Below are 12443 nucleotides of genomic sequence, written 5' to 3' on the forward strand. Positions count from 1 at the left end.
TTAACCCTCTTGGCAGCTCAATGTCAGGAGGGTTCCTATTTTTTTAAACAATATAATTAAAAATAAAATTAAGTTAGAGGTGTAATATATGAAAAAATATATGAAGAAATGTTTAAGTATTTTTATTTTAGGAGTATTAACTTTTTCTTTAGTTGCATGTGGTGAAAAGAAAGACGATGCTAAAAATACCAATGGTTCTAAACAAGTTACAAAAGAAGCTAAATCAGAAAATAAGTATGCAAATAAATTTAGTGTGGAATATTTAGATAATAACGTTAAACTGGTAACAGACGGGGCTGATAGGAAAGTATTATTAGTACCAAAGGAAGGTAAGAAACCAGAAGGTTATGATAATGTTCCAGTTATAAGAACACCAATTGATAACGTTTTATTATGTTCAACTATGCAAACTTCTTTAATAAAACCATTAGATGTATATGATAGTATAAAATGTGTTACAAAATATAATGTTAATGAAGGACATATTGATGAAATAAATAAGAGGATGCAAAAAGGTGATATTACATACGTTGGGAAAATTAAAGCTTTAGACTATGAATTAATTAAATCTAAAAAACCTGAAGTTGCCTTTATTATATCAGTAGATGTGCCAAAACTTGCTCCTAAATTTGATGAACTTGGAATACCATATATTGTGGAATCATCATCTTTAGAAAATCATCCTTTAGGAAGAATGGAATGGATAAAATTCATGTCTCTTTTCTATAATAAAGAAGATATAGCAGACAAGCATTTAAAAATGGCAGAAGAAACTATTACTAATGTAAATAATAAACTAAAAGGAAAAAATAAAGCGCTTGTAACAGCAGGTGTTGCACATAAGGGTAAATTTTCAGTAAGACGTGGAGGCTCATACCAAGGAAACATGTATCCTTTAGCAGGTGGAGAATACGTTTTTAAGAATTTAGACAGTAAAAAGGGAGGAGCAGCTTCCATAAGTTTTGAAGACTTTTATGCAAAGAGTGTTAATGCAGATATATATATTTACGAAGCTATGACTTCATCAAGACCTAAAACTATAAAGGATGTTATAGCTGAGGCACCGGTAACAGAAAAGATGAAGGCTGTTAAAAGTGGACAAGTATGGATAACCCAGCCATGGTGGTCTCAATCTGTAGATAAGTTACATGAAATTATTGAAGATTTAGCAGCAATATGCCATCCAGAGGAATTTAAAGATCATAAAATACAACACTATCATAAATTAGAAAAGTAGAAAGGATATAAAATGGAGACTATAGATAAGGCAAGATCTAAACATATATTTCTTTTAATATTTCTTTTAATTCTAAGCTTTTTTGCATTTGCCTTTTGTGTTGGATTTGGATCTGTAAGAATAGATTTAAAAGAGGTTATACAGATTATATTTAATAAAGAACTAAGTAATTCTACTAATAAAGACATTATTATGGATATAAGGCTTCCAAGAGCAATTGCAACGTTAGTTGGAGGAGCAGCTCTAGCACTTTCAGGATTACTTCTTCAAATATTTTTTAAAAATCCTATAGTTGAGCCATATATATTAGGAATTTCATCAGGAGCTACACTATTTGTAGCTTTAGTAATGCTTGGAGGTTTTAGATTAGGTTTTGAAAATCCTTCTCCTTATGTGTTAGTTTTTGGTGCTTTTTTAGGATCATTATTGGTTATGATGTTAGTTGTAGTCTTTGCCATGAGAGTAAAAAATATAATAACCCTTTTAATTATTGGTATAATGGTAGGATATATTTGTAGTGCTGTAACCAATATTTTAACAGCCTTTGCAGATAAAGAACAATTATACGGTTTTATCATGTGGACAAAGGGAAGTTTTTCAGGGTTTACATGGAACAATGTAGGGGTACTTACATCTGTAGGTATTCCAATATTAATAGCATCTTTTTTTACAGTAAAACCTCTTAATGCATTTTTAATGGGAGAGGAATATGCTAAAAGCATGGGTGTTAATATAAAAAAATTTAGATTAATAATTATATTAATTGCAAGTATTTTAACTGCTGTAGTAACAGCTTTTACAGGTCCTATAGCTTTTATTGGTCTTGCAGTTCCTCATATTTCAAGACTTATTTTTAAAACTTCTGATAATAGGGTACTAATTCCAGGTACAGTTATTTTGGGAGCTATAGTAACAGCATTTTGTGATTTAATTTGCAGAACCTTATTTGCTCCTATAGAACTGCCCATTAGTGCTATAACATCCTTTATTGGAGCCCCTATTGTAATATATTTAATCCTTAAAAGGAGGGCTTCATTATGATAACTTTAAGTACTAAAGACCTTTCTGTAGGCTATGAAAGTAAAATAGTTGTTAAAGATATAAATATAAACTTAATAAAGGGAGAAATCCTTTGTCTTTTAGGACCTAATGGAGCAGGAAAAACAACTATTTTAAGAACTGTATCCAAACTTTTAGATCCTATAAAAGGTACAGTCTATATAGAAGGGGAAAATATTCAGGATGTAGCCAATAAAGAACTTTCAAAGAAAATGTCTGTAGTTTTAACTAATAAATTTAATGGTGGACTAATGACAGTTTTTAATGTAGTGGCTATGGGAAGATATCCTTACACAGGTTTTTTCGGATATTTAAGTGATAAGGATATAGAAAAGATTATGGAAGCTTTAAAAATTGTAAATGCGGAAGATATAAAAGAATGTTATTTTGATGAATTAAGTGATGGGCAAAAGCAAAAAGTACTAGTGGCAAGAGCACTTGCACAAGAACCACAGGTTATAGTCTTAGACGAACCTACAACTCATTTAGATATAAAACATAGATTAGAACTTATTGAAATCTTAAAAAGACTTACAAAAGAAAGAAAAATAACGGTAATATTATCTCTTCACGAAATAGATATGGCACTGAAAAGCTGTGATAAGGTAGCTCTTGTTAATAAAGGAAATATAATTGTCTATGGAACTCCAGAAGATGTAGTAGATGAAAAAGGTATAGAAAAATTATATGGAATAAAAGATGCAAATTTTAATAATCTGTTAGGTTCTATAGAACTTTCAAATACTAATAAGCCTAGAGCTTTTGTTATAGGTGGAGGTGGTTGTGGAGCTCCTATATTTAGAGTACTTACAAAATACAATATAGGTTTTTATACAGGTATATTGCATGAAAATGATGTGGATTATGAAATAGCAAGAACTATGGGGCTTTCCGTATTAAAAGAAAATGCCTTTGAAAGCATAAAAGATATAAATATTAAAAAGGCAAAATCTATGATAGATAATGTATCTTTTGTAATAGATTCAGCTTATAAAATAGGGGAAATTAATAAAGATAATGTACAATTAATTTCCTACGCACTAGAACAGGGAAAAAAAGTTTTTAGCTTTAGAAAAGAAGATGAAGGAATAAAATTATATGGTGAAAAGGGAGAAAGTATTAAATATCTAGAGAATATACATACTTTAGTAGAAAGTCTTATTAATATATAATAATTGTAAACCTATCACATATTTTTAAAGATATGTGATAGGTTTATTTTATCCACTTACAAATTTTCCGCCATTTACATGTATTATTTCCCCAGTTACATAAGATGCATCACAGGAGGCCAAATATACATATGCACCTGCTAATTCTACAGGTTGTGCAGGTCTTGTAAGAGCAGTATTTTTACCAAACTGTTCTACTTTAGCTACATCAAAGGAAGAAGGAATAAGTGGAGTCCATATAGGACCAGGTGCCACAGCATTTACCCTTATACCCATTGATGCCAAAGATAGAGCAAGGGATCTTGTAAAGGTTACTACAGCTCCCTTAGTACAGGAATAATCTATTAGTAATTCATCTCCTTTATAAGCTGTTATGGAAGCTGTATTTATAATAGAACTTCCTTGTTTAAGATGTGGAATGCTTGCTTTTACTAAATAGAACATACTGAATATATTTGTTCTAAATGTCTTTTCTAATTGTTCTTCAGTTATGTCTTCTATACTATTTTGAGTATATTGTACTGCGGCATTATTTACTAAAATATGAAGACCATTAAGGGAATTTACAGTTTCATTAACAGCATTATTACAAAAGTTTGAATCTGTTATATCACCAGGAATTAGTATGCATTTTCTACCTAAGTTTTCTATTAAAGCCTTTGTTTCCTCTGCATCCTCATGCTCATCATAATAAACAATGGAAATATCTGCGCCTTCCTTTGCATAAGCTAGAGCTACAGCTCTTCCAATACCACTATCTCCTCCTGTAATTAAAGCTACTTTATCCTTTAATTTGTCCGAAGCTACATAGTTTGGATTATCAAATATAGGTCTTGGGTTCATAATAGATTCAATGCCAGGATGCTTTGTTTGATGTTGACCAGGTATAGATTTTGGAAAACTATTTATAAATTGAGTTTCATTATCCATATTTTCACCTCTTCTCTAAATTATTTTTGCTCATATGATATAGATTTATTCACTATAATAAAATCAGATAAAAATTTGAAATGGTGGTATTATTAGAGTAATAGGGGATATTAAAAGTTAAGAATGTGTTTTTATATCGGAGGAGTATTATGAAAAAGAGAACAATGGAAAGAAACTTTAGAAAGATAAAACATCAAATAGATCAAATGGAGAACATAGTAAAGCATACCAAAAACAATGCTCTATGGGATCATGAAGCAGCGGTTAGAAAAAAATTAAAGGCATTAGGTGAATATAAAAATGAAAATTTTAGAGATTTTAATAGAGTTTATGAAAGATATTTAGATCTTTTAGAGGATATATCCATAAGGATTATAAATAATTATAATAAAAATAATAATACAGATTTTAAATTTCACGAAGTAGTAAAAGATAATTATGAAGCTTATTTAAAATCTGGAATTATGACTGTATTAATAACAAGTCATATTCCAAAAATGATATATAAAAAATTTGATACAGTATTTCCTAAAAACCCAAAAGATGAATATGAAGAAGCTAGAAAACTTACTAGGAAATTTTATATTCACTTAGGAGAAACCAATACAGGAAAAACCTATAATGCTATGCAAAAATTAAAGGAGTCAAAACATGGAATATATCTATCACCTTTAAGAATACTAGCATTAGAAAATTTTGAAAGATTAAATAATGAAGGTATAAAATGTAATCTATTAACAGGCGAGGAAGAAATAAAAGTAGAAAATGCTACACATACATCTTGCACCATAGAAAAATTAGATATTAATAAAGTTTATGATGTGGCAATAATAGATGAAATTCAAATGATAGATGATGATGAAAGGGGAGCTGCATGGACAAGGGCATTTTTAGGTTTAAATTGTGAGGAAATACATATATGTGGAGCAATAAATTCAAAAGATATCATAACAGAAATAGTAGAAGATTGCCAGGATGAATATGAATTTAAAGAATACAAAAGGGATATACCATTGGAAATGGAATTCGAATCTTTTTCTTATAGAGATATTAAAGAAGGCGATGCTCTGGTGGTATTTTCTAAAAAAAGAGTACTTCAATTAGCTAAGAATTATGCTGATATGGGGATAAAATCCAGTTTAATATATGGAGATTTACCACCAGAGGTTAGAAAAAAACAATATAAACAATTTATAAATAAAGAATCTTCAATTTTGATAACCACCGATGCTATAGGCATGGGAGTTAACTTGCCCATAAGAAGAATAATATTTATGGATGTTAAAAAATTTGATGGAAGTGAAATAAGGTATTTAAACTCCCAAGAAGTTAAACAAATAGCAGGAAGAGCAGGTAGAAAGGGAATATATGAGATTGGATATGTTTCATCCTATGGTAACACTCAAAACTTTATAAAAGAAATGATAGATATTGAAGATAGAACAATAGATAAGGCGGTGGTGGGACCCACAGAAGCTATATTAAAAATAAAAGGATTACCCCTTAGGGAAAAATTAGCTATTTGGAGTACCCAAAAAGAAAAAATTCCTCATTACAGAAAAATGGATATTAGTGAATATTTAATAGTTTTAGATAGTATAAAATTTTATAAATTAGATGAAAGTATACAATGGCAACTTTTAAAAATTCCTTTTGATGTTGGAAATTCAGATTTAATGCGTGCATTTTTAAATTATATGGATGAGATTTTTATAGCTAAGAGAAAGGGATTGTCAAAACCTAAATATCCTTTTAAAACCCTTTATGAGCTAGAAACTTATTATCAAAAGATAAACCTTTACTATTCTTCATCAAAGGCTCTTAAATTGCCCTTTGATGAAGAATGGGTTTATGAGGAAAGATTAAAGGTAAGTGAAGATATAAATAATATATTAATAAGGATTTAAAAATATATAGCTTAATGAATTTATATGCACATATTAAAGGCTTTTGCATATAATATTTCTGAAGTAATTATAAAGGATTTTGATATGAAATATAAAATAAATTTAATAAGCTTTATAAAGAAGTGTTTACCATGGGGAGCGGAAATTATAATGTTAGAAGAACCTCATAAAAAACCAGCAATATGCATAGCTGATTTAGATGGAGATGGAATACCAGAAATAATTGTAGGATATAAATGGCAAGGAGAAATTTATATTACTATACTAAAAAGATATAAAAATCTATGGTATGTAGTAGCAAACATAAAAGGTAGAGGATATGGTATAAATTACTTAGGGGTTGCAAGAATTACAGAAAAAAACATAAATAGCCTAATTGTGGGATGGCAAGTTGGAGCTATTTGGGCTCAATTAGATATAATTCAGTACACTCCACAGGGTTATAAACACTTACTTAAAGAAGAGGTTTATTACAGTAAAATTGAAGTAGAAGATATGAAAGGATGTAGCGGCTATGATGGTATATGTGAAATAGCGCTATGGATCCATGATACAGGTAATGCTTATAAAGTTGAAGTATATAGATTTGAAAATGGAGAGTTAATTCCTGCTAAAGATGTATATCCCTATTATTTTCCTAGGGTAGTGGCTTTTTATAAAGAAAGAGTAAAAGAAATTCCCGATGCAGCCTTTTATTGGTACTATCTTGCAGATGCTCAATTTAAATCATGTATGTATAAAGATGCCTTAATTTCGATTAATAAGGCTATAAATTTAAATCTTGAGTATCCACCTAGAGATGTTTTAATTAAATTAAAAAAAGACATATTAAATAAACTAAAATGTAGAGAGGCAGCTATTAATTTATATCCAGCCTCCATAAAAACTGCAAAGGGAGTTTTATGGGGATATATAAATAATAGAGGAGAATTAATTATTAAACCTCAATATGGTCAAGCTTTTGATTTCCAAAATAATGGTCTTGCTATAGTTGAGTTAAATAACCTTTATGGTATTATAAATCAATCTGGAAAATATGTGGTGGAACCTAAATATGAATCTATTTCAGAATTCTCAGAAGGACGTGCTACAGTAATAGACTCTAGAGGCTTTAAAGTAATAGATGAAAAAGGGCGTGAAGTCACTTCGAAAGCTTATGATTATATAGGAACCTATAAAGATGGAAGGGCTGTATTTGGTAATTCGGGTGATAATGGAGCATATTTTTATGGGTATCTAGATAAAGAAGAAAGGGAGATAATACCTGCTAGATACCAGTCTGCTGGTGATTTTAAAGATGAAAAAGCTATAGTCAAAGTTAAAGAAAATGAATTTAGGCTTATAGATAGGAATGGACAAACATTAAATATCTATAAATATAATTTAGTTGGAAACCTTAGTGAAGGTCTTTTAGCTTTTCAGGAAAAACCAGATAGCAAATTTGGATATATTAATAAAGAAGGAAATATTGTTATAAAACCTAATTTTACACAAGCTAGAGCTTTTAGTGAGGGAAGAGCCATAGTAAATACTTCCAAAGACTATGGAAATAAATATGGACTTATAGATACAAAGGGAAAGTTCGTAATTGAAGCAAAATATAATGATATAAATAAATTAGGAGAGGGAAGGTTAGCTGTTGGAAAGGCTATTTTAGAAGATAAACCTTATATAGGTTCTAAATATGCCATTGCGGATAATAACGGAAAATTTCTTACGGACTTTATTTACTATGGAGTGTCAGATTATAAAAATGGATTAGCATCAGCTTATAGTGATAAGGATACATTTTTTATTGATAAAAGCGGAGTTAGGGTTAAAAGTTTACCAGCAGTAAGCGGAAGTGGTATATTAGAGTTTAAAAAAGATATAATTAAAGCTGATGTGGACTTTAGAATATCTTATTTAGATAAAACAGGAAAAGTAATATGGCAACAAAACAAGGAAATTCCACTTAATAATAAATATAAAATTATAGAAAAAAGGTATAGACTAAATAAAGATTACTTAGTGTATTATCCTGAAATTTCAGGTATGAAAGATAAAGAGGAAGAAAAAAGAGTAAATAAAAAGCTAGAAGAACTTTCTCAGGTGAAATATATAGAAGCGGATGTACAGCTTGATTATAATTATTTTGGAGATTTTTCAGTAGAATTTTTCAAAAAGAATCTATTAGTTTTAGAGCTTAATGGATATCTTTATTATTTTGGTGCAGCTCATGGTATGCCTACTAAGATATATCCTCATATAGATCTTATAAGTGGAGAATTTTATGAATTAGAAGATTTATTTAAAAAAGATAGTGATTATGTAAAAGTATTAAGTGATATTATAGATTATCAAATAAAACATGATGAACAGTATTCCTATGTTTTTCCAGATGCTTTTAAAGGTATAAAAGAGAACCAACCATTTTATATAGGAGAAAGTGAATTATATATTTACTTTGAACCCTATGAAATTGCTCCTTATGCAGCGGGATTTCCTACTTTTAGGATACCTTATAAGGATATTATGGCTATTATAGATATGAGAGGACAGTTTTGGAGAGCTTTTAATTAGATTAAAAAATATTTTACTAAAGTTAAGTAACCGCGCATCAATTTAATCTAGGTGTGCGGTTTGAATTGCAGGAATTACTTTTTAGTAGTGTTTACTTAATTAGGAGGAATTTGCTTTTTAAAAAGAAGTTTTTTTAAAAAAAGATTGTATAAAAAATAACAACAATAAATAGTACATATATAGTAAATTGTTAAATAGTTAATTAATTTTTTAGATAAATTCAAGAGTAAATAACAGAATTAGTTATTAAACGTGAAATATATGGCTAAAAGCGGTTTAAATAAGCAGATATAAAATTGAATAGTTTGAATATTTGTTATATAATTAACATAACAAAGAGAATATATGTAAAGTTAATTGTTATATATTTAACGAATAAGTTGGAAATACTATTGAATTAAATGTTATATCTATAAAAACTGAAAATTATTTAAAAGAGAGGGGACTAAATTATGAAGGTAGAAAATGTTCAACAGCTTATGGAAAAGATAGAAAATGTAAGAAAGGCACAAAAAGAATTTGCAAATTATAATCAAAAACAGGTAGATGAGATATTTAGAAGTGCAGCTATAGCTGCAAATGAGGCAAGAATAGAACTGGCTAAACTAGCTGTAGAAGAAACAGGTATGGGAATTATTGAAGATAAGGTAATAAAAAATCATTTTGCATCAGAATACATTTATAATAAATATAAAGATGAAAAGACTTGTGGAATTATTGAAAGGGATGAATCCTTTGGAATTTCTAAGGTAGCGGAACCAAGAGGAGTTATAGCAGCTATTATTCCAATTACTAATCCAACATCTACAACAATATTTAAAGCACTTATTTGTCTAAAAGCTAGAAATGGAATAATATTTTCTCCACACCCTAAAGCAAAAAAATCTACCATTGCTGCTGCTAAAATAGTTCTTCAAGCAGCAATAGATGCTGGAGCTCCAAAAGAAATAATAGCATGGATAGATGAACCTTCCCTAGAGCTTTCTCAAAAACTTATGCATGAAGGAGATATGATTTTAGCTACAGGCGGACCTGGAATGGTTAAAGCTGCATACTCTTCAGGAAAACCTGCCATAGGTGTTGGTGCTGGAAATACACCAGCAATTATAGATGAAACAGCACATATAAAAATGGCAGTAAACTCAATAATTATGTCAAAGAGTTTTGATAATGGAGTTATATGTGCATCAGAACAATCAGTACTTGTAGTAGATGAAGTATATGAAGATGTTAAACAAGAGTTTGAAGAAAGAGGAGCTTATATATTAAAAGGAGATGAAGTAGATAAACTAAGAAATATAATACTAATAAATGGAGCAGTTAATCCTGATATTGTTGGACAACCTCCTTATAAAATAGCAAAACTAGCGGGAGTTGAAATACCTCAAAGCAGTAGAATTATTATAGGAGAAGTTAAATCGGTAGAAATTGATGAACCCTTTGCTCATGAAAAATTATCCCCTGTTCTTGCTATGTATAGAGTAAAGGATTTTAATGAGGCGCTAGATAAAGCTGTAACATTAATAGAAGATGGAGGAAGAGGGCATACTTCGGTTTTATATACAAATATTGTAAAGTCAAAAGATAGAGTGGACAAATTTAGTCTTACTATGAAAACAGGAAGAACAATAATAAATATGCCTGCATCTCAAGGTGCCATGGGAGATGTATATAATTTTAAACTTCAGCCATCATTAACTTTAGGTTGCGGTACTTGGGGAGGAAACTCTGTTTCAGAAAACGTTGGAGTTAAACATTTAATAAATATAAAAAGTGTAGCTGAGAGGAGAGAAAATATGCTATGGTTTAGAGTTCCAGAAAAGATATATTTTAAATATGGCTGTCTTGCTATGGCACTAAATGAACTAAAGGATATGAAGAAAAAAAGAGCCTTTATAGTAACAGATAGAGTACTTTATAATCTTGGATTTGCAGAAAAAATAGAAAAGATTTTAGAGGAAATTGGAATTGAGTTCAAAGTATTCTTTGATGTTGAATCTGACCCAACATTAAAAACGGCAAAAAAGGGTGCTGAAGATATGAAAAGTTTTAAACCAGATACAATTATTGCCCTAGGTGGTGGTTCGCCTATGGATGCTGCAAAAATCATGTGGATAATGTATGAACACCCTGATGTGAAGTTTGAAGATCTTACTATGAGATTTATGGATATAAGAAAAAGAGTATACAAGTTTCCGAAAATGGGAGAAAAAGCTATGATGGTTGCAATACCAACTACAGCTGGAACTGGCTCAGAGGTTACTCCCTTTGCAGTAATTACCGATGAGAATACAGGAATTAAGTATCCTTTAGCTGATTACGAGTTGACTCCAGATATGGCTATAATAGATGCTGAATTAATGTTAAATATACCAAAGGAATTAACAGCAGCATCAGGTATAGATGCCTTAACTCATGGTATAGAAGCATATGTATCTGTACTTGCTTCAGAATATACCAATGGTTTAGCCCTAGAGGCAATAAGACTTGTATTTAAATATTTACCCGATGCTTATAATGAAGGAGCTAATAATATAAAGGCAAGAGAAAAGATGGCACATGCATCTACTATGGCAGGTATGGCTTTTGCCAATGCTTTCTTAGGAGTATGTCATTCCATGGCTCATAAATTAGGAGCAATGCATAATCTATCCCATGGCCTTTCTAATGCTCTTCTTATAAATGAGGTAATCAAATTTAATGCAGTTGATAACCCTAGAAAACAAGCTTCGTATCCGCAATATAAATATCCTAATGCTAAATGGAGATATGGAAGGATAGCAGATCATTTAAATTTAGGAGGAAATACAGATGATGAAAAAGTAGAGCTTTTAATTAAAGCTATTGATGAATTAAATGAAAAAGTAGGAATACCTAAAACTATTAGTGAAGCTGGGGTTCCTAAAGAAAAATTCTATGCAACTTTAGATGAAATGAGTGAACAAGCCTTTGATGATCAATGCACGGTGGCAAATCCAAGATATCCACTTATTAGTGAAATAAAAGAGATGTATATAAATGTTTATGAAGATACAGATAAGGAGCATAAGACTGAAAAGCATAAGAATGAAGAATGCAAATAATTAAGAAATATAAACTAAAACAAATAAAAAGAGTTCAATGATTCTTTTTATTTGTTTTTTTATGCAAAATTTAAATATCTTTTTTAGCATTACCGCTTCTAACTAAATAATAGTGCTCAATAAGTTCAGTAACATTAATAAAAATAGAGGCTAGGGTTGCACCAGTTAAAGTTATATAAGCACCTGAAATAAAATATTGACTTAAATATATAACAAAAATGGCAGCAATAAAATCCAGTAAATTATTCATCCAAATCATAGTTGGCATTAAGAAAAACACTTCTAGAATGTGAGCAAAAATAGCAAATACAACTCCAACTATTATAGCTTGATATATAGAAGCAAAATTTAAAGTTGTTAATATAGAATCTGATAATATCAAAGTTATAGGACAAATTACTAATTTTATTAATAATCCAATCATAGATATCTCTCCTTTACTCATGTAATTATGTTTAACAAAATAGCTAATTATTATTCCTATTTTAGATAT

8 protein-coding genes are annotated in these 12443 nt (G+C 29.7%); 6 read left to right on the plus strand and 2 right to left on the minus strand.

What is annotated here, in order from left to right; translation table 11 throughout:
* Positions 1 to 88: 88 nt before the first annotated feature.
* Genes B5D21_RS08705 through B5D21_RS08715 form a run of 3 tightly spaced genes read left to right on the plus strand, consistent with a single transcriptional unit; the run spans position 89 to position 3468 of the window.
* Positions 89 to 1237, plus strand: a complete 1149-nt coding sequence (locus B5D21_RS08705) for an ABC transporter substrate-binding protein (protein WP_011099594.1) — start codon at positions 89 to 91, stop codon at positions 1235 to 1237.
* A gap of 12 nt (positions 1238 to 1249) precedes the next feature.
* Positions 1250 to 2278: a FecCD family ABC transporter permease gene (locus tag B5D21_RS08710; protein ID WP_011099593.1), complete on the plus strand. Its 1029-nt coding sequence runs from the start codon at positions 1250 to 1252 to the stop codon at positions 2276 to 2278.
* A complete protein-coding gene (locus tag B5D21_RS08715) occupies positions 2275 to 3468 on the plus strand; it encodes an ABC transporter ATP-binding protein (RefSeq protein WP_011099592.1) in 1194 nt (397 codons plus the stop codon). The genes B5D21_RS08710 and B5D21_RS08715 overlap by 4 nt, the downstream gene beginning before the upstream one ends.
* Before the next feature lie 48 nt (positions 3469 to 3516).
* On the opposite strand, the gene B5D21_RS08720 is transcribed toward B5D21_RS08715, so the two are convergent.
* The gene (locus B5D21_RS08720) at positions 3517 to 4398 is read right to left on the minus strand and encodes an SDR family oxidoreductase (protein WP_011099591.1); all 882 of its coding nucleotides are present in this window, start codon (positions 4396 to 4398) and stop codon (positions 3517 to 3519) included.
* A 149-nt stretch (positions 4399 to 4547) separates the two neighbouring features.
* Between B5D21_RS08720 and B5D21_RS08725 the strand changes: the two genes are divergently transcribed.
* The 3 genes from B5D21_RS08725 (at position 4548) to adhE (ending at position 11950) form a co-directional block, all read left to right on the plus strand.
* Positions 4548 to 6305: a helicase-related protein gene (locus B5D21_RS08725; RefSeq protein WP_035124849.1), complete on the plus strand. Its 1758-nt coding sequence runs from the start codon at positions 4548 to 4550 to the stop codon at positions 6303 to 6305.
* An 84-nt stretch (positions 6306 to 6389) separates the two neighbouring features.
* The gene (locus B5D21_RS08730; protein ID WP_035124933.1) at positions 6390 to 8867 is read left to right on the plus strand and encodes a WG repeat-containing protein; all 2478 of its coding nucleotides are present in this window, start codon (positions 6390 to 6392) and stop codon (positions 8865 to 8867) included.
* Positions 8868 to 9319: 452 nt separating this feature from the next.
* The gene (gene adhE, locus B5D21_RS08735) at positions 9320 to 11950 is read left to right on the plus strand and encodes a bifunctional acetaldehyde-CoA/alcohol dehydrogenase (RefSeq protein ID WP_011099588.1); all 2631 of its coding nucleotides are present in this window, start codon (positions 9320 to 9322) and stop codon (positions 11948 to 11950) included.
* A 70-nt stretch (positions 11951 to 12020) separates the two neighbouring features.
* Here the strand turns inward: adhE and B5D21_RS08740 are convergent, their stop codons facing one another.
* Positions 12021 to 12374, minus strand: a complete 354-nt coding sequence (locus B5D21_RS08740; RefSeq protein ID WP_035109824.1) for a hypothetical protein — start codon at positions 12372 to 12374, stop codon at positions 12021 to 12023.
* Between the last annotated feature and the right edge of the window lie 69 nt (positions 12375 to 12443).

It is taken from the genome of Clostridium tetani, assembly GCF_900167265.1.
Lineage (GTDB): Bacteria > Bacillota > Clostridia > Clostridiales > Clostridiaceae > Clostridium_G > Clostridium_G tetani.